This is a genomic window from Streptococcus loxodontisalivarius (assembly GCF_016908645.1).
In the GTDB taxonomy this organism is placed as follows: domain Bacteria; phylum Bacillota; class Bacilli; order Lactobacillales; family Streptococcaceae; genus Streptococcus; species Streptococcus loxodontisalivarius.
In genome coordinates this window covers 115155-132973 of sequence record NZ_JAFBEH010000001.1, presented here as the reverse complement: position 1 = coordinate 132973, position 17819 = coordinate 115155, and the positions used below count along the sequence as shown (strand labels likewise).

The 17819-nt window shown below is 41.2% G+C and carries 21 protein-coding genes; all 21 read right to left on the bottom strand.

The genetic code is table 11. The features are described 5' to 3' along the window. Positions 1–20: 20 nt before the first annotated feature. The 21 genes from JOC28_RS00640 to efeB all read right to left on the bottom strand — a co-directional run bounded on the left by JOC28_RS00640 (position 21) and on the right by efeB (position 17813). On the bottom strand, positions 21–788 hold the full coding sequence (locus JOC28_RS00640) for an inositol monophosphatase family protein (protein ID WP_205008712.1): 768 nt from the start codon (positions 786–788) through the stop codon (positions 21–23). After that, positions 778–1056 (bottom strand): UPF0223 family protein, encoded by a 279-nt coding sequence (locus JOC28_RS00635; protein ID WP_205008711.1) that lies wholly within the window; start codon positions 1054–1056, stop codon positions 778–780. Before JOC28_RS00635 ends, JOC28_RS00640 begins: the two co-directional genes overlap by 11 nt. Continuing rightward, positions 1049–1462 (bottom strand): Spx/MgsR family RNA polymerase-binding regulatory protein, encoded by a 414-nt coding sequence (locus JOC28_RS00630; protein WP_205008710.1) that lies wholly within the window; start codon positions 1460–1462, stop codon positions 1049–1051. Before JOC28_RS00630 ends, JOC28_RS00635 begins: the two co-directional genes overlap by 8 nt. 64 nt (positions 1463–1526) lie before the next feature. Further along, positions 1527–2453, bottom strand: coding sequence for a bifunctional riboflavin kinase/FAD synthetase (locus JOC28_RS00625; protein ID WP_205008709.1), 927 nt, complete (start codon positions 2451–2453; stop codon positions 1527–1529). Between the two features lie 9 nt (positions 2454–2462). After that, positions 2463–3341, bottom strand: coding sequence for a tRNA pseudouridine(55) synthase TruB (truB, locus tag JOC28_RS00620; protein ID WP_205008708.1), 879 nt, complete (start codon positions 3339–3341; stop codon positions 2463–2465). A gap of 371 nt (positions 3342–3712) precedes the next feature. Further along, positions 3713–5089, bottom strand: a complete 1377-nt coding sequence (locus JOC28_RS00615) for a DUF438 domain-containing protein (protein WP_205008707.1) — start codon at positions 5087–5089, stop codon at positions 3713–3715. A 1-nt stretch (position 5090) separates the two neighbouring features. Continuing rightward, positions 5091–5321 carry a DUF1858 domain-containing protein gene (locus JOC28_RS00610; RefSeq protein ID WP_205008706.1) on the bottom strand — a complete coding sequence of 77 codons (231 nt, stop codon included), beginning with the start codon at positions 5319–5321 and terminating at the stop codon, positions 5091–5093. 42 nt (positions 5322–5363) lie between these two features. Then, positions 5364–5576 carry a GNAT family N-acetyltransferase gene (locus tag JOC28_RS10645; RefSeq protein ID WP_338058050.1) on the bottom strand — a complete coding sequence of 71 codons (213 nt, stop codon included), beginning with the start codon at positions 5574–5576 and terminating at the stop codon, positions 5364–5366. Positions 5577–5584: 8 nt separating this feature from the next. Then, complete coding sequence (locus tag JOC28_RS10640) at positions 5585–5809, bottom strand: hypothetical protein (protein WP_239548666.1); 225 nt, start codon at positions 5807–5809, stop codon at positions 5585–5587. After that, entirely contained in the window at positions 5810–7153 is a 1344-nt protein-coding gene (locus JOC28_RS00600; protein WP_205008705.1) for a DUF2130 domain-containing protein, read from the bottom strand. Between the two features lie 14 nt (positions 7154–7167). Next, a complete protein-coding gene (locus JOC28_RS00595; protein ID WP_205008704.1) occupies positions 7168–7764 on the bottom strand; it encodes a restriction endonuclease subunit S in 597 nt (198 codons plus the stop codon). Positions 7765–7814: 50 nt separating this feature from the next. Further along, positions 7815–8780: an aromatic acid exporter family protein gene (locus JOC28_RS00590; RefSeq protein WP_205008703.1), complete on the bottom strand. Its 966-nt coding sequence runs from the start codon at positions 8778–8780 to the stop codon at positions 7815–7817. A gap of 76 nt (positions 8781–8856) precedes the next feature. Then, entirely contained in the window at positions 8857–9414 is a 558-nt protein-coding gene (locus JOC28_RS00585) for an MptD family putative ECF transporter S component (RefSeq protein WP_205008702.1), read from the bottom strand. Positions 9415–9519: 105 nt separating this feature from the next. Further along, on the bottom strand, positions 9520–10011 hold the full coding sequence (gene tpx / locus JOC28_RS00580) for a thiol peroxidase (protein ID WP_205008701.1): 492 nt from the start codon (positions 10009–10011) through the stop codon (positions 9520–9522). 76 nt (positions 10012–10087) lie between these two features. Then, positions 10088–10846: an HAD hydrolase family protein gene (locus JOC28_RS00575; protein WP_205008700.1), complete on the bottom strand. Its 759-nt coding sequence runs from the start codon at positions 10844–10846 to the stop codon at positions 10088–10090. 68 nt (positions 10847–10914) lie between these two features. Next, the gene (locus tag JOC28_RS00570; protein ID WP_205008699.1) at positions 10915–12381 is read right to left on the bottom strand and encodes a flotillin family protein; all 1467 of its coding nucleotides are present in this window, start codon (positions 12379–12381) and stop codon (positions 10915–10917) included. 163 nt (positions 12382–12544) lie between these two features. Continuing rightward, the gene (locus JOC28_RS00565) at positions 12545–13825 is read right to left on the bottom strand and encodes an O-acetylhomoserine aminocarboxypropyltransferase/cysteine synthase family protein (protein WP_205008698.1); all 1281 of its coding nucleotides are present in this window, start codon (positions 13823–13825) and stop codon (positions 12545–12547) included. 172 nt (positions 13826–13997) lie between these two features. After that, positions 13998–14180 (bottom strand): twin-arginine translocase TatA/TatE family subunit, encoded by a 183-nt coding sequence (tatA, locus tag JOC28_RS00560; protein WP_205008697.1) that lies wholly within the window; start codon positions 14178–14180, stop codon positions 13998–14000. Position 14181: 1 nt separating this feature from the next. Then, entirely contained in the window at positions 14182–14889 is a 708-nt protein-coding gene (gene tatC, locus JOC28_RS00555) for a twin-arginine translocase subunit TatC (RefSeq protein ID WP_205008696.1), read from the bottom strand. Continuing rightward, entirely contained in the window at positions 14882–16597 is a 1716-nt protein-coding gene (locus JOC28_RS00550) for an FTR1 family iron permease (protein ID WP_205008695.1), read from the bottom strand. Before JOC28_RS00550 ends, tatC begins: the two co-directional genes overlap by 8 nt. After that, the gene (gene efeB / locus JOC28_RS00545) at positions 16575–17813 is read right to left on the bottom strand and encodes an iron uptake transporter deferrochelatase/peroxidase subunit (protein WP_205008694.1); all 1239 of its coding nucleotides are present in this window, start codon (positions 17811–17813) and stop codon (positions 16575–16577) included. Before efeB ends, JOC28_RS00550 begins: the two co-directional genes overlap by 23 nt. Positions 17814–17819: the final 6 nt, after the last annotated feature.

Here is a 17819-nt window from a genome sequence, read left to right as displayed (position 1 = left end):
GAAAAAGGGCAGAGCACAGCTCACTTCCCTCTTTCCATATAATCTTGAATTGTTTGTTTATAAGCGCTTGGGATAAACATAACCATCTGCCTTGACTGGTAGTCTACTTGCTCTCCATCAAGCGTCAGAAGCTCATAACCCAACTGACTACCAATAATCTGCGCAGCTGCATAATCCCAAGGATAAAGGTGAGAAAAATAGGCTAGGAGACGACCGCTGAGAACATGCGCCATACTAATTCCAGCACCTCCATAAACACGTACTCCCAAGGTCTGGTTAATCAAATTTGAAATACCACTGACATTGTGAGCGTACATTGAGCCATTTGAACCAATCAGACTTCGAGTCAAGGGACGGTTGTCGAAAGCTTCTAGTGTTTGGTCATTCATCATCAGAGGTAAATCAGGACCTCCTGAATAGAGTTTATCCTGCATCACATCGTAAATCAAACCAAACTGACCAACACCATCTTCAAAATAAGCCAACATAATAGCGAAGTCCTCTTTTTGAACGATAAAGTTGACAGTCCCATCGATAGGATCAATAACCCAAACATTACCATCCTTTATCGGATGACGAAGATTATTCTCCTCGCCCATTAGAAAATCATCAGGATAGGCCGTCTGAATCGCCTCAACCACAAAATTCTGAGTATCCTTGTCAAGATTAGTCACCAAATCATCATAACGCGACTTTGTCTCAATAGCCAAATCGTCTGACATGTGTTGTCGAATATAGCTACCCGCTTGGCGAACCAAAGCTTGCGCAAATTGCAATTTACTTTCCAAGAGAGATAAATCCTTTCTCTTTAGCTTTGGCTGCCTTGACTGCCTGATAGGTTGAATAACCGCTTGAAGTTTGGAACTCACGGTCTATTTGTTTTTCCTGCGCCTTACTTTTTACGATTGTTTTGAAAATAGCATAGCTTTCTAAAAGCGTTTGAGCATCAACCTTGCTCTCATAGGCTTTTTCGACTTGATTCAAAAAATGAAGCACTGATGAAATCTCGTCAGTGCTCCAGGTTAGATCAAGCGGATAAGAATAATTATTAGTCATTTTTTCCCTCTATCTCTGCTCGAATAGTTGCTTGTCTGAGTTCATGCTTACGATAATCTCTCGGAAGAAAGGCACGAATCTCATCCTCATTAAATCCAATCTGCATACGCTTTTTATCCATGATAATTGGACGACGAAGGAGACTTGGATTACTTGCGATAAGATTGATCAATTCAGAAATTGACAACTCATCGACATCAATGTTTAATTTTTGAAATACCTTAGAACGCGTTGAAATGATATCCTCAGTCCCATTTTCAGTGAAGGATAGTATCGACATCAACTCCTGAGGTGTTAGGGGACTGGTGATAATATTATGTTCTTGGTAATCTACTTCGTGCTTAGTTAGCCATGCACGAGCCTTCCTACAACTGGTACAACTGGGGGATAGAAATAAGGTAATCATTGCACTTGCCCTCTTTAAACAATTAGTTATGTTTTATTATACTAAAAATTATCTTAAATAGCTATTATTTTTCAGATTTTCCCCAATTCAATGCAGCAGCTTTATCTTGATGTAGTTGGTCAACCAGATCATCAATCCCATTAAATTTAACCATGTCACGAATTTTTTCTAGCCAGATAATTTCAATACTCTGACCATAAATATCACCTGAAAAATCGAAAATATTAGCTTCCAAGCGCAGCTCTGTCCCACCAAAAGTCACATTTTTTCCGACGCTAGTCATAGAGCGATAGCGTTTGCCACCGACAATGACATCCGCAACATAAACACCATCTGATGGTAGGAAGGTTCTATCAATCGGTGCAAGATTAGCAGTCGGAAATCCGATAGTACGTCCTCTAGCATCTCCATGAACAACAATACCTCGAGTTGAAAATTCATAACCCAAGAGAGTATTCGCCTCGGCAACATCACCTTTGGAGATAAGCTCACGTATGCGAGTTGATGAGATTTTCTGACCATTTTCTTGGACTTCTTCCATGGTAATAACCTGACCTGAGAAGTTTCGAGCCAGGTAGTCGCTATTTGTGCGATTATGACCAAACTTGTAATCAAAGCCTACAATAACAGTCTGCGCACGTAATTGACAGATGTAGTCTCGGATAAAATCATCGGATGATATTTTTGAAAAAGAACTTGTAAAATCAGTCAGGAAAAGATAGTCAACACCGTATTCTTCAAATTTCTGATATCGTTTTTCAGGATGACTGATATGAAGTAGCAACTCTGGAGAAAAGCGCGCAAAAGTTAGCTTGGGAGACTCATTGAAAGTCATAACAACGATGGGTAGTCCCTTCTTCTCAGCTACTTCTTTTGCCTTATCAAAGAGTGCCTTATGACCACGGTGAAGACCGTCAAAGTAGCCCAATACTAAAACACAATCTTGGTCGAGTGTAAGTTGGCTGGCATCTTGAAATTGTCTAATTTGCATAATAATCCTCTAAACCAGTACTTTTCGTGGCTTATACTGGTCATCTCTTGGTTCTAAAATCGCTACAACCTTGTCTTGATAAAAAGCAGCTAAAAGCGGCTCTTTACGATCTAGACTAATACGGCGACCAAAAGAGATCTCTACTTTTTCTTCTTCTGTCAAATCATAACGTGGAAGATCTGAAACACCATACTCTATTGGTAGAAGGAAGGAAAAATCTTCCTGAGAAACTTTCTCCGCAATTTCCTCAAGTGTGAGTGCTTGGGAGAGCTCCAATCCTGCTGACGCTGTACGCTTTAAGGCTGACATATGACTAGCATAGCCTAGCTTGGCACCCAAGTCAACTGAAAGGGTTCGAACATAGGTTCCCTTGCTACATACCACACGAAAATCAAAGACTGCCCTGCCATTTTCCAGCACAATAGGACTGGTACGTTCAAAGGAAGTAATGGTCACACGACGCTCTGGGCGTTCAACGGTTTCACCAGCACGTGCATACTCGTAGAGCTTACGTCCATTGACCTTTACCGCAGAATACATAGGCGGAATCTGAGTGATTTCCCCTTGAAAATCCGCCATAGCCTGATCAACAGCTTCCTCTGTCAAATCAAGAACAGGAGTCGACTCCACGACCTCACCTGAAGCGTCCTCTGTCGTTGTTGAAAAGCCGATCGTGATCTGCCCTTCATAGACCTTGCCAGCCTCTGTCATAAACTCTATAACTCGGGTTGATTTGCCAACAGCAATAGGTAGCACTCCTGTCACATCTGGATCAAGGGTGCCACCATGACCAATTTTTTTCTCATGTAGAATTTTGCGGAGCTTAAAAACAGCATCGTGCGAGGTCATTCCTGCCTCTTTTTTCAAATTAATAATTCCTGAAATCATAGCACCTATTATAGCATAAGTTTACCTAGAATGAAAAAAGAGCGGACTTTGAGTCCACTCTTGGGTTGAAGACATAACCTTTTTTCGATACTTTCCTTAAGTGATATCGGACGTCAGGTGAAATTATCCAGTGGATAATTTCAGGAATCAGTGGAATTCCATTTGAGCCTCTTCGCTTTCTAGTTTTAAGGCTCAGACCTGAAACATTCCGAGAGTAAGAAATGCTTTTATATTAGGCATTCCTTACTCCTTCATCACGGCGGAAGTATCAGGTAAATGCCTAAGACAGTCTCCCAGACTGTTTTGATAAAAGCTACGCTTTCTTTATTTCCAACCTAAAACAGTCTCCCAGACTGTTTTAGCATATCTACTTAATCGATATCTCGTTTGAAGTCACTTTCTAATTCGAAAAAGTCTTGAATTTCTTGAACGTACTCCAAGGCTCCTTGGAATTCTCCTTGGTCATCTCGGACTGCTGCGTAGGTGACATAAACAAATTTGCCTAGTCGTTCAGATTTGAACCACATAACAACCTTATCTTTTTCGCCTGACTTAAGCAGTTGGAAGATTTTTTTCACTTTTTCCAAAACTTTAGGCGGATGGCAGAGCTCAACATGACGACCAATTTGACTCGGTGTCCTTTTAAAAATCATCTCATTGGCTGGCACACTGTTGTTGTAGTATTGGAAAATATCATCCTTGTTGACAAAAGTGATTTCCAGAGGAAGATGATCTAGGATAAGATTAGCCTGTTCTACAGTCAGATAGCCATTCCCAAATGGTTGTTCGGTGTGACGGTCAACTGGACTTTCTTCCTTAACTTTTGGTGTATAGGTAATAGTGAACTGACCTTCTGGTGTGTCAATAACTCTTGTATTGGGCTGCGCAGCATTCATTTCCTGACTAGCAGCTTCTTGCAAATCGTCAGATGACTGCTCTTCTATCTCGACCTCAGCGTCAGCTGATTGTCCAAAGGACTCACGGTGAGGAACCCACTTAGCAGTAGGTTTGATAATGGCATAGCCGTAAGGATCGCTCTCCTCAGCGATAGCCAGCCAGTCATCCTGCGTAAAGGTTTCGAGCAAAATCATGAGAAGGATAGCCTCCTCCTTGAAAATCATCTCCTCAAACTCCTTGGCAAAAGCCTCAAAACTTTCAACAACCTCTTCGATTGGCAAGTCTGGAAGCTGATCCACCTGACTTCGAGCCTGTTTGAAGAGCTCACGAATGTCATCATCAACCCCCCACATCACTTTTGGAGGCGAATCATGTCCGTAACGCTCCATGACTGGGAAAAAGAGCTTTTCTTTCCGAGTATAGTGATTATGAAATTGCCCAACAAGGCTAACCTGATGTTTGAGCCCTTTAAGCAAATCCTCACGAAAGTCCTCATTTTCAGGCTTGCTATAATTGTCCATGATACGACGGATACGGGCAATGGCAGAGCGAAGAGCCAGATTTTCCTGCTTAAAAACATATACAGGATGACCTTCTTGCTCAGTATCAGCTACTTCGACATCTGCGATAGCTCCCTTGAATAGATTGGCGTGGACATTACAGAGACTCATGACATCTTCAAAGGTAACCCCAGAATCAGAATTCATGAGCTCATGCTCCATCATGGAAATTTCAAGAGCAGATACACCCTGAAAGTGCTGGTCAAAGCGTTCCTGAACAGACTCAGGACTGGCTCCTTGATGAAGTTCGATAAGAATATCTCTTAGTATTTCAATACGATTTTCTGACATCCTAGTCTCCAATCACATCGTAGCCATGAAATTCCAGAGTCTGTTTGATTTTCTCCAGAGGAATCTTAGTCATTTTTGAACCTGTCTTCAAACTTGTCACCTTACCAACAGTCTTTAGCATGGCAGGGTTAGCTAGAGGTTTGAAACCAAGGTCAACCAAAATATCCTTAACTTCTGGATGCTCAGCGATAGTTTCTGCGACTGGTTTTGATAAATCTATTGTGTTGTTCATAAGTACCTCCTTATTGTTTTATGTTATTGCAAAGATTCTTTTTTAATTACTATCCAACTTACTTTCAATCGAATATCTAAATCCCATACTGGACTTTTCAAATCCAAAATGCTCATAAAAATTATGCGCATTTTGACGTTCCTGATTCAAACCACTGTTTAGCGCAATCGCTTGAGCTCCTTCAGATATAGCTTGCCCTTTCAAATACTCCAATAAAGAGCTTGCTAGTCCTTGACGGCGGTTATTCTCATCAATAACAAGCGCTAATACTCTGAAATAAAAACCAGTATGCTCAAAAAGTACATTTTGGCATAGCCTAAAAATCCTTTAATTTCGCCACTACTCTCTATTACTAGCAAATGGTAATCCTCATGTAGCAAGAGTTGCTCAAGCCGATTAATTAGTTCTAACTCATCTACAGGATAACCAAGTTGCTCATAGAGTGGCACTAATTGGCAAAAGTCAGCAGATTGAACCTCTCTAATCATTTACTTAACCTCTTTCAAATCATCAAATTTAGCTTTCATGGTTGGATTTTTGCGGGTTAATTTCTTGATAGAGACATCTTCTAATTTATTATTGGCAAGGCGCAGCTGGTTTTCTGAGGTTGTCAGTGCTGCCTTAACGGCTTCCATTCGCTTGATAGACTTATCAATTTCATCAATAGCTTTCTGGAAATTTTTGCTAGCTGACTGATAATTTTTAGCAAAAGCTGTTTTGAAGACATCCAAATCTTCTTCAAAATGAGTAATGTCGATATTCTGCTCTCGAACAAGTGCCAGTTCCTGCTTGTATTTGAGAGCATTCATAGCAGCATTTCGAAGTAAGCCAATCAGTTGAATGAAAAATTGAGGACGAACCACATACATCTTGTCGTACTTATGGCTAACATCCACGATACCAGTATTGTAATAGTCATTGTCACTCTCTAACATAGAAACTAGGACAGCATACTCACAATTCTTCTCACGACGATCCTTATCTAATTCCTTGAAAAAGTCCTCGTTTTTATGCTTCTTAACCGTATCATCAGCCTCATTTTTCATCTCAAACATAATAGATAGTATTTCAATACCATTTTCATCCTGCTCTCGATAAATAAAATCACCTTTGGACCCACGACTTGATACTGTGTTGTCTTTTTCAAAGTAGGCATTTGGGAAGGCAAGGTTTCGGACCTTATTGAACTCAGTTTCCGCATAGATTTCTAAACTTTCACCGATAGCCTTGGTAGATTGCTGGGCCTTGAAATTTTTGTAGAACTCAACTTGCTCATTAGCAGCCTTAAGCTGACTTTCATAGTCCTGACGAAGCGATGATAAATTCAACTCTGACTCTTTCTCTTGAAGTTGCAGTTGATTCTTGACCTGATCACGCTCTTTTTCCAAGACAGTCAAAGCTGTCTGCTTCTCGCTCTCTTTCTCAAGCGCCAGCTTTTCTAACTGAGCCTGCAAAGAGAGGACTTCTTGCTCTTTGAGTGCTAGGGCTTTATCCACTTCTTGCTGGGTCTGGCCTGATAGGGATTCAATCTGTGCCTGCAGTTGTGCGATTTCCAAGTCCTTTGCAGCTAGGCTTTCCTGCTTTTTCAACTCTGAAGCCTGCTGGTCTTCTGTCAGCTTACTTTTTAGTTTTTCAATTTCCTGATTTTTGCTAAATAGCTGAGCTTGAAGCTTATTGTCTGCCTCTTGTTGCAAGAGTTGTTGTTGACTATGGAGTCGCTCAGTTACTTCCTTGTCAAATTCAGCAGTCCTGACTTGACTGAGTAATTGACTGTATTCCGATTCGTTGATGGTAAAGGCAGTTCCGCAGTGCGGGCATTTGATTTCAGTCATGATAACATCACTTCCTATCTAAAAAGTGTCTGTAACACTTTATCTTGTGTCATTTCCCATTCTTGCTTAGCACGAGCTAATTTTCGGTCATAATCCGCTTTTCCGCGCAGATAGTTGGCAATCTGATAATCTTGCTTCACAAGTGGAACAACTGGTATTTCAATATCAAGAATTTCCTTAGTTGATAAATTGAGCACCGCCTTTCCCTTGTCTGCTTGGTCAAGAAGAGCTTGTCCCAAATCAGTATCCAGGAAAAACTTGATAAAGTAGCCACGAATCTGATCACCTGGTCTTAAAACGGTGATGTTGGATGAAGCAACGACATCTCTTTCTTGTCCCTCAAAAACAGCTATTTTTTTTACCGTTCCCTTTGACGCTATCAGGACATCACCGTCCTTCAAAAGATAGCGTAAAAGTTTATGCTCTTGATCAGAGAAAGTCTTCAACTGATCGTATAAGATACCATTCTCTGTCATATCTGACAAATTGACGACAGCCACATCTCCCGCTTCTGCTTTAGCGGGAACAGCCTTTCCTTTGAAAGCTGTCACTAAGTCACCTAGAGGCAAGCGGTTGATATTCCTCTCCTGATATTGACTAATCAAATCCATTGTAAGTCTCCAAATATTTCTTTTCTTAATTAGTATTATAATACAAAAATCTATTTTGAGCTAGATTTTCCATAGGTTTGATAAAAATCGACCTTCAAAAGAATAAATCGCTCTAGCTCACTTAATAATTCGAAAAGTAAGGCTCGGTATTCAAATTCTTCTCGACTATTTGGTAATGGCATTTGTCTGTAGGTCGCAAGTGTTCTATCTATGTCTGCTAGAAGCGTTACTGCTGGGTTATCTTGGCTCAGCTGCTCTGCAGTTTGCTCAAAAAGCTCTGCCAGCAATCTCGCCTCCTGACTTGATACCTTTAAGCGTTTCACACTAGTAGCCATTTGCTTCAAAATGCGATTCTGCGCCTGTCTCATTTCAAAATAGTGAATATGGTAGTTGGTTGACTGGAATAACTGATTTGCCTGTTCTAGATAGACCAAGTCAAGAGCCTTCTTGAGAAAAAGTTCCAATTCATTGATAAGCTCTGCATCGTTTGTCCCATCACCAACTTCAAGAAAAAGCTGAAATTTTTGCAAGATTGCCTTTAATTTCAGTTCAACTCCTTCATGATAGGTCATGATTTCATCAAGTCTTGAAGGCATATAACTATTCAAAAGAAGCGCTAGGCTTGCTCCTATACTAAACAGCGCCAGCTCATTTCCAATTAAAGCTAGAGAAAGTGCCTGCTCGGCGTAAAGATGTAGCACCAAGACAGAGATGGGGGCAATGCCAACCTGTATCTGCAAGCGGTATGATAGAGGCACAAAAATAAGTAGATAAAGGCCAAATACCCAAAGTTGGTAGCCTAATAGGCTAAAGAGAACGATGGCTATCAAGAATGCTAGGAGGACTGATAGAAATCGTTGCCAGGCTATCTGCATCGTCGATTGACGTGTATCCATAACACTCAAAAGTGCTATTATTCCCGCTGAACTAGCATAATGAAGACCAAGCCAATTTGCGATAGCGATGGATAATACAGTGGCTAGGACAAGTTTAATTGTCCGTTGCAGTAAGGACATGCTCCCTCCTTTTGTCTGACAAATAAAAACAAGGAGCTGAATAGAACTTCAGTCTCCTAATTAGATAATAATGACATTATTTTTGATACTTTTGACCGATTAAGCCGCCTAGAGCTGCCATCAAAATGATAAAACAAATCGAAAATCCAACGTTAGCTAGGTCAAATGGCACCATAACAGCATTGACATAATCCTGTGTTTTTCCTTCTGCCAATAGCTGAGCAACATACTGCTTCGGAGCAATCCACATGGTAAGAATTGGTGCTAAATTCCCGAATGAAAAGAGAATAAAAGATGTCAGATTAAGATTGGTATTTTCATACTTCCCTTGGCTGGCAACATAGTCTGCCAACAAGCCACACAAGAGATTAGGTAGAAAAGCCCAAACAAAATGACCTGAAGCAAAGAAAAAGGCTGACATAACAATACCAAGAATTGTAATTGCTCCAAATGCCTTCGTTTTTTTAATCAGACGCATATAGACAAAACCAGAGAAGAAGGCAGCCATTCCTGGTGTGTAGTACATATTTCGACTACCGATAATGAAGAGATCTATCAATACGGCTAGGCAAACACAGAGAAAATAATAGAGACTATGAAGTGCAGTAGTCTTAATAGCTTGCTTTTGAATCACAGGAATCTCCTTTTAACATATAGTACTACTATTTTATCATGTATCTCTTATCTTGAAAAGACTTTCACGAAGTTCATAAGAAAAAGAAGTCGGAAATCCGACTTCTTACAAGGCTTTGACAGCTTCAATAGCTGCGCTATAATTTGGTTCTGAGTTGATATTTTCAAGATACTCAGTGTAGGTAACTTGATTATTCTCATCAAGAACAAGTACTGCACGGGATAACAAGTGCCATTCTTCCATCAAAACACCATAGTCTTTACCGAAAGTATTGTCATAGAAGTCTGATAGCATAATAGCATTTTCGAGACCTTCTGCACCACACCAGCGTGCTTGAGCAAAAGGCAAATCAACTGAAACCGTAATCACAACAGTATTGTCTAACTCAGAAAGTTCTTTGTTGAAGGTGCGTGTTTGTGTTGAACAAATACCTGTATCGATTGATGGAACAATTGAAAGAACTTTTTTCTTTCCATCAAAATCACTGAGAGATTTAGTCTCAAGATCTGTTCCCATCAATTTAAAGTCACGAGCTGTGTCTCCAACTTGTAACTGACTTCCCGCTAAGGTAACTGGTTTTCCAATAAATGTAGGCATATAAGTGCTCCTCCAATCATTTAGTACCATTATTTTATCAAAAATAGCGGGCATTCTCTAATATCTTGCTCAGAATCTAATCCTCTTGAAAGTTTTTGAATAAGTCATGAATCTTAGTAGCAACTGCTCTGCTATTTGCCGAAACCTTCTCATCTGAATACTTCTCAAGATAGGCAAAATCGCCAACCTGTACGCCATATAAACTCTGCTCAAACATCTCGATATCGTTTTTATCATTACCAAATGCTACATAATTCTTTCCAATGATATCAAGAATTGTCGATGCTTTGGTCGTTTGATCTGGGTTCAGGTAGAGACATTCTTCTAGTTCATGATAGGAAAGATGACACTTATCAAATGAATTAAGCTCTGCAATGATATCATCGAGAAGATTCAGGTGATTTCCCATATAAATCACCATTTTGATTGGTTGCGTCAGCTCATTGATTAACACAGCTTGTCCTAACGGACTGACACTATCAATAAAAGGGATCTTGTCTGCTTGGCTGTAACTATAATTAAAATGGTCATCGACAAAATAAGGAAGATTGTAAGTTTGACATGACTTTAAGGCTGATTGAAAGACATGATCATCGAGTTTGTGGGATAGTTTGAGCTGACCTTCTTCATAAGCTAGACCGCCATTAAGACCAATAACCAAATTCTGAGCAAGTTTCTCTCCCAAGACTGCTATGCAGTCTCGATAAGAACGAGCAGATGCAAAAACAACTTGATGTCCAAATAGGTGGGCGTTCTCAAGGATGTCCTTAATCTCCTGAGCTATGGTTTGTCCATCGAAACAAATAGTCCCATCAAGGTCAAATACAAATTTCATCAGTTCCTCCTATATTTCAATACTAAACAGAAAGAGAGCTACGTAAAACTACTTAACCCTCTCACTTTTTATCGGCTACGACGATAAGTTGGCTTATCATCACCAGCTTTTGAAACACCGTTTTCAACAGCTTCTTCGATTACTGGGCTTGCAGCCTTAACACCAACCAAGGTATTAATCAACGTCTTAACATCGAGTCCTACGGCATCATTCAAACCAGATTGCACCTGAGTCATTGATTTAGTAATGTCTTCAACCATTCTGGCAGAATTTCCTTCGCCATACATAGTGATTGAATCAATTTTAGACAACGGCTCTGCAACGGCTTTGGCAACGTCAGGAAGCGCATTGAAGTACATTTCAAGCACAGCAGCTTCGTTCATTTTGGCCATGGCTTCAGCTTTTTTCTCAAGACCTTCGGCTTCGGCTTTCAATTTAGCAGCAACTGCAGCGGCTTCGGCTTCCCCTTTTGCACGGATACCTTCAGCTTCAGCAAGCATGGCTTCTTTATCCGCTTTGGCTTGTTGTGTACGCTCGTAAGCTTCGGCTTCTACCTCTTTTTGACGTTTAAAGAGATCGGCTTGAGCTTTTTGTTCTTGCGCATAACGTTCAGCGTCAGCTTGAGCCTTGATTTCAGCTTCAAGAGATTGACGTTTAACCTTAACTTCCTGCTCTTTAACAAGGGCTTCTTGCTCTTGTTTCACGATATCAGCTTCCGCAGTTTCACGTTCGATATCTTTACGCTGGATTTGTTGTTGGATTGAGTAAGCAGCGTCGGCTTTGGCTGTTTCTGTATCAGCTTCAACCTTGAGGGCGGCTTGACGTTTAGCCAACTCCGTTTGTTTTTGAGCGATTTCAAGATCAGCAGCGACACGTGCATCGTTAGCTAATTTATCGGAAGCAGCTTGTTGCTCAGCAATTTCTTGTTGAGCGCGAGCCTTGGCTTTAGCTGCCTCTTTTCGGATTTGTTCCGTATTATCAATACCAAGGTTTTCGATAACACCTTTTTCATCGACCAGACCTTGGATGTTGAAAGCAACAATTTCAAGACCCATTTCTTCGAGGTCTTTGGTGGCATTCTCTTGAACTTTTTCAGAAAATGATGCTCTGTTAGTCACGATTGCTTCAAGCTTCATTTGACCGATAATGGCACGCAAGTGCCCTTCAAGTGTGTCACGGACTTCGTCTGCAATCTCTTGTTGTTCCTTGTACAAGAAGTTACGAGTTGCTGATTGGAAAAGCTCAGGACGATCTGTCCCAATCTTAACCTTAACCGCAGCATCGACTTTAACATTGATATAATCGTTTGTAGGAACGAAGTCAGTTGTTTTAGCGTCAACAGAAATCATCCCTGCTGTCATGCTATCCACACGTTCCAAGACAGGGATTTTCCAACCTGTTTTACCTTGAATAACACGTTGACCACGTGGTCCTGAAATAACTTTGATCTCACCTGGTGATGCTGAGACAAAACCCGCCAAGAAAATAATCAAAGCTACAATAAAGAGTAGCGACAAGATAATGATAATTGCCATAACTTTCCTCCTCAATTCTCCTAAAAATATGACATTGTCAAAAGAAAACAAATTAGCCATAAAAAACTTATTATTTTCTTATGATAACCCTATCATACCATATTTAACAGGGATTTTTATGAAAATTTTCAATTTTTTTGACTCAAGCAAACACTTCCTAGAACTAGATGGTTTTCAGAGCAATTTCCAAATCTTCGATAAGATCATTGACATTTTCAAGGCCAATTGAGAGTCGAATTTGATTAGGTTGAATGCCAGCAGCTGCAAGGTCTTCGTCACTCATTTGACCATGGGTCGTTGTGGCTGGATGGACAACTAGGGATTTAGCGTCAGCGACATTGGCAAGATTGGAGAAAATTTCAAGATGATCTATAACTCGTCTCGCCTCTTCTGCTCCGCCATTTACCGTGAAAGAAAAAATGGAACTAGCACCTTTTGGAAGGTACTTCTGGGCTAGCTCATAGTAAGGGCTAGATGGGAGACTTGCATAGTTCACAGTCTCAACCTTAGGGTGGTTTTCTAAAAAGGTCGCAATCGCCTTAGCATTTTCAACGTGTCTTTCAACTCGTAAGGATAAGGTTTCCAGTCCCTGAGTAAGCAGGAAGGCATTAAAAGGCGACAAGCAAGCTCCTGTATCGCGTAGCAATTGCGTGCGCACAGCCGTCACGAAAGCTGCTGGACCAACATCCTTTGTGTAGCTGATATTATGATAGGATGGGTCGGGTTCAACGAACTGCGGGAATTTTCCTGAAGCCTCCCAGTCAAAATTACCAGAGTCCACGATCAAGCCACCAATGGAAGTACCGTGACCACCAATGAACTTCGTTGCAGAATGCACAACAATATCAACACCAAATGAAAAGACATTGATCAAATAAGGTGTTCCGAAAGTATTATCAATCACAAGTGGAATCTGATGACGGTGAGCAATCTCTGATAGAACCTCTAAGTCTGCAATATTACCTAGTGGATTTCCCAAAGTTTCAGCAATGATAAACTTCGTATTATCCTGGATTGCCGCTTCAATGGCATCAAAATCTGCAACATCTACAAAACTAGTAGTGATTCCATAGCGTGGCAAGGTTTCCTTTAGTAAATTAAAGGTCCCTCCATAGACAGTTGTTGCTGAAACGATATGATCTCCAGCATGAGCAAGAGCCAAGGCTACATAAGTTATGGCAGCCATACCAGATGCGGTTGCTAGAGCTCCTACTCCACCTTCTAAGGCTGCAATACGGTCTTCTAGAACTGCAGTCGTTGGATTAGTGATACGGGTGTAAATATTCCCTGGTTTACTGAGGGCAAAGAGCTCCTCAGCTTCCTGAGCATCATCAAATACATAAGATGTCGTCTGATAGATAGGTAGTGCCCTGGACTTAGTCTCCTTATCAACTGCCTGTCCTGCATGAAGTTGCTTGGTCTCAAAACTGTATTCTCGTGTCATAGATAGCCTCCTAAATATTCTTATAACCATCATATCGGAAAACGTTTTCGATGACTAATAGTATTTTCTTATCAGTCTGATAAGCTTTGTTTATATCGATGTAGTATTGAAATACTTTATTTTTGTATTCTAATACTATGGAAACTATGAAGAAAAAGTAGAGGTTACTCCTCTACTCTTTATCTGACTTTTTATCGTCTTTATCGCTCTCACCGTAAAGTGCTTTTTTGAATTCTGTAATCATTTTTCCCAAGGAACTTCCGACTTCTGGTAGTTTCTGTGGTCCAAAGATAAGCAGGGCTGCGACGACGATTACCAGTAAGCCCGGTAGTCCAATATCTCTTAAAAATCCCATTTTAAGATCTCCTTTTTCTCTCGATAAATTTACTGATAGTCACACTGACTTCGTAGATAAAAATCAATGGCAGAGCCATCAGCAGGTCGCTGACTAAGTCAGCTGGCGTTAGAATAACTGCAATAACAATGAGGATAAAATAAGCGTACCTTCGGTATTTTCTTAAAAAAGCTGAGCTAATCAATCGAATAGATGTCAAAAAGGCGACAACAACCGGAAACTCAAAGAGCACCGCCAAAGGCAGAGTCGTATGAAAGACAAAGAGCATATAGTTCTGTGCCGTCAACTGAGTCTCAAATAAGTCCTCTCCAAATCCTAGAAGAACAGTCAAGAGAGCTGGCGTCACTAGGAAAAATCCGAAAGACAAGCCTGCTAGAAAAAAGATAAAAACCGCTGGAATGTAGGCTAGCAATGCACGCGCCTCCCTATCCTCAAGGGCAGGTCGTACAAAAGCCCAAATCTGAAAAGTGATAAAAGGAACCGACAAGCAGACCGCTGACAGAGAGGCCAGACTAATATAAATCCACAAAATATCGTTAGGTCCCAACACTAGTAATTTCTGGTCAAATTGGCTGGTCAAAAAGCGATAGATATCCGCTGCCCAGAAAAGTGACAGAGCAAAAGAGATGATAAAGAAAATTAAGCTGAAAATCAACCGTCGTCTCAACTCAGTCAAATGCTCAACAATCGTTTCTTCCTTCTTATCCATGTTCTGCTGCTTTCTGACGACGACTCATCCAAACATTTAAAGCAAAGATAACAATAATATAGCAGAGCTGAGCTAGGCTTGTCTCAAGACTTGAGTAGATTCCCAGCCAATCAATTGATGGTACAAAGTCTAGAACATGATTTGGAAGGATATTGGTTAATTGCAGGGCATTGATGCTGACACCTAACATCTTGAAGGCAAGAATGTAGATTGTCCAAGTCAAGATTCTAAAGAGCCAGTGCATAGGCAGGACCTTTGAAAAGCGATTAATAAGCACCGCAATGATAACCAAGGCCAAAATAGCTAAGCCAATTCCCATAATCAAATTCTGACTACTGATTTTTGGCAAGATCCCCACATAGAAGAGGATGGTCTCTGCACCCTCACGGAAAACTGAAAGGAAGCTGAGGGCAAACATAGACAGGAAGCTTCCTGTTGACATGGCTAGATTCATCTGTCTTTCCATGTAGGCATTCCAAGCCTTGACATTGGACTTGCCGTGTAGCCAAATACCAACACCAATCAACATGACAACTGCAAAGAGTCCAACGGCTCCTTCGATGATTTCTCTGTTGGTTCCAGATGTCACTGTTGGGAAGAGCATTTGAAGAAGGGCGGCAGCAATTCCTGATGCTGCAATACCTGCCAAAGCACCTCCGTAAACCCACTTGATCCCACGTTTTTGTTTTGAATAGCGCAGCGCTTCTACTAGAGCCATGACGATTAAGAGTGCCTCCACACCCTCACGCAGTAAGATAACCATGGCATCAAGAGCAGAGTAAGACGAGTCAGTGTTGATGGCTTCAAGCTCGCTAATGAGACTCTTGAGTTTTTCCTGATACTCAGCGCTAGCACCTTTTGCCATGATAAGAGGAGTCTGGCTTTCCACCTTAGAATAAAGGGCAGAGCTACGTGTGCTGACTTCACCCTCAAAGGTTGTCCAGTTACTGATAAAGGTCTTCATCTTCTTCTGACCAGCTGCCGTATCTCCACTTGTGAAGTCATCATAGGCATCTTTTAGAAGCTCAATTCCTTCTGATAAGGTCTTGACATCACTTGAGCTGGTTGCTGATTTTCCATCCATAAAGTTATCAATGGCTGTTCTCAGGTCCTTGACATTGGATTGAACCGTTGCAAGATCAAAAGGTTCTGCCTCCATCGATGCTCTCAGGAAGGACATAGCAGACTCGATTGTTCCATAGTGTCCGCCTTCTGAACTTCTGACTACCGATTCATTTCTGGTCCAGATGGAGTTGAAGGTCAGGTACTCGGTCTTCATGGCCTCGACATCACCTATGTTGATGACTTCTTCCAAGTTTTCAAGAGCAGGATAGACCTTTTTCTTGAAGTCTGCTTTTTCTGCTTCTAGGTCAACTGGATTTTGTTCCTCTTCAAAGGCTAGGAGGGCTGTTGATAGTTCAGTTAGTTCATCATTTGTGATTTTGCTATCTTTTGTCGCCTTAGTGACTGCTTGACTAAAGGCTTTTCCTGCAGTTGAGTCTGCATTTTCAACTTGGCTGAAACTGTCTCCTACTTCCTGGATCAATTGCAGGGCTTGACTTTGATTGTCCTCTTTCAGGGCAGTCTGAGCATCTGTGATTTTGATGAAAAGGTCACTATAAGATGTGGCTGATACTCTTTGGCTAAATAGCAGAGCTATTCCCAAGAATGTGACAAGAATAAGTTTATTCAAATAAGTCTTGACCAAGATAGCCTCCCTTCTCTACACCACCAAAGCAGGCAAAGAGCCCACTTCCGATGTGAGTGATGTACTCATTGAGTTTATCTGTGGCACCAAGACTGGTCTGCACATCAATAAACTGCTGTGGATCCTTCTCGTAAGCGATAAAGAGCAAGCCTGATTCAAACTGTCCTGTTGAGTCATTGATACCATCAGCATAAGAATAAGACCTGCGCAGCAATTTCTTACCGGCCTTATTTGCTAGACTGACATGGGAATCAACCGGCATGAGATAGTTACCATCCTTGTCCTTATCATCCCATGAGAAGTCGTCAAACTCGCCTGTTTTACCCATAGGAGCTCCGCTATCACGATAGCGACCAAAGGTATTCTCCTGCTCCCTAAGATTGGTTCTATCCCAAGTTTCAAGGTGCATGCGAATGCGTCGCACCGCCATAAAGCTACCGTTCTTAAGCCAATCATTGCCATCATACCAGACAATCTTATCAAAGTCGGATTCCTTGGTAGCATTAGCTGTTCCGTCCTTGAAACCAAAGAGATTACGAGGTGTGGACTTGCGGTCACCGATTGCTGCAAAGCCTGATTGACTCCACTTCATAGTCACCTTGCCTCGCCCTTTTCGAACCAGATTTCGCACTGCATGGAAGGCTACCTGCTCATCATCAGCACAGGCTTGAATGGCAATATCACCACCAGTATACTTGTCTTCCAGCTGTTCTTTTGGAAAAGGTGGAAAATCTCTGAAAATGGACATCTCTTTGTCAGACAGACCGCATTTTTTTAGGAAGGTTCTGCTGATACCAAAAGTCAGAGTTAGTCGATAAGGATTGAGACCAACTGCCTCACCTGTATCTTTTGGAGGAAGGTAGCCATTGCTTGACTCAGTTTCAACAATTTGACCGTCAACTAACTTGGCCGCATATTCTGTCCAGTCCTTGAAAAGCTCTTTCATGGCAGACTTACTGCTATCTTCTAGTTCAAGAACCACAAAATAAACATTCTTCTGCATGCTGGTCGTAATACCCGCTTGGTGTTTTCCGTAAAATGAAATTTTCTCATCGCCGTCGGCTTCTCTGGTCTTCTCTTGTGTTTTTGGAAGAACAAAACCGCCAAGGGCAGATGCTCCAACTAATGCACCTGCCCCAGCAATTCCAGATTTTTTCAAGAAGTCACGACGAGACAATTTTTGGTCAAAGAGACCTTTTTTCTTGTCTTCTGTCATTTGCTC

What these genes read in the sequence shown, in the direction of transcription:
- JOC28_RS00635 (WP_205008711.1), bottom strand. Translation starts at nt 1,056, where the DNA reads ATGACTAATAATTATTCTTATCCGCTTGATCTAACCTGGAGCACTGAC.
- JOC28_RS00630 (WP_205008710.1), bottom strand. Translation starts at nt 1,462, where the DNA reads ATGATTACCTTATTTCTATCCCCCAGTTGTACCAGTTGTAGGAAGGCT.
- JOC28_RS00625 (WP_205008709.1), bottom strand. Translation starts at nt 2,453, where the DNA reads ATGCAAATTAGACAATTTCAAGATGCCAGCCAACTTACACTCGACCAA.
- truB (WP_205008708.1), bottom strand. Translation starts at nt 3,341, where the DNA reads ATGATTTCAGGAATTATTAATTTGAAAAAAGAGGCAGGAATGACCTCG.
- JOC28_RS00615 (WP_205008707.1), bottom strand. Translation starts at nt 5,089, where the DNA reads ATGTCAGAAAATCGTATTGAAATACTAAGAGATATTCTTATCGAACTT.
- JOC28_RS00610 (WP_205008706.1), bottom strand. Translation starts at nt 5,321, where the DNA reads ATGAACAACACAATAGATTTATCAAAACCAGTCGCAGAAACTATCGCT.
- JOC28_RS10640 (WP_239548666.1), bottom strand. Translation starts at nt 5,809, where the DNA reads ATGATTAGAGAGGTTCAATCTGCTGACTTTTGCCAATTAGTGCCACTC.
- JOC28_RS00600 (WP_205008705.1), bottom strand. Translation starts at nt 7,153, where the DNA reads ATGACTGAAATCAAATGCCCGCACTGCGGAACTGCCTTTACCATCAAC.
- JOC28_RS00595 (WP_205008704.1), bottom strand. Translation starts at nt 7,764, where the DNA reads ATGGATTTGATTAGTCAATATCAGGAGAGGAATATCAACCGCTTGCCT.
- JOC28_RS00590 (WP_205008703.1), bottom strand. Translation starts at nt 8,780, where the DNA reads ATGTCCTTACTGCAACGGACAATTAAACTTGTCCTAGCCACTGTATTA.
- tpx (WP_205008701.1), bottom strand. Translation starts at nt 10,011, where the DNA reads ATGCCTACATTTATTGGAAAACCAGTTACCTTAGCGGGAAGTCAGTTA.
- JOC28_RS00575 (WP_205008700.1), bottom strand. Translation starts at nt 10,846, where the DNA reads ATGAAATTTGTATTTGACCTTGATGGGACTATTTGTTTCGATGGACAA.
- JOC28_RS00570 (WP_205008699.1), bottom strand. Translation starts at nt 12,381, where the DNA reads ATGGCAATTATCATTATCTTGTCGCTACTCTTTATTGTAGCTTTGATT.
- JOC28_RS00565 (WP_205008698.1), bottom strand. Translation starts at nt 13,825, where the DNA reads ATGACACGAGAATACAGTTTTGAGACCAAGCAACTTCATGCAGGACAG.
- tatA (WP_205008697.1), bottom strand. Translation starts at nt 14,180, where the DNA reads ATGGGATTTTTAAGAGATATTGGACTACCGGGCTTACTGGTAATCGTC.
- tatC (WP_205008696.1), bottom strand. Translation starts at nt 14,889, where the DNA reads ATGGATAAGAAGGAAGAAACGATTGTTGAGCATTTGACTGAGTTGAGA.
- efeB (WP_205008694.1), bottom strand. Translation starts at nt 17,813, where the DNA reads ATGACAGAAGACAAGAAAAAAGGTCTCTTTGACCAAAAATTGTCTCGT.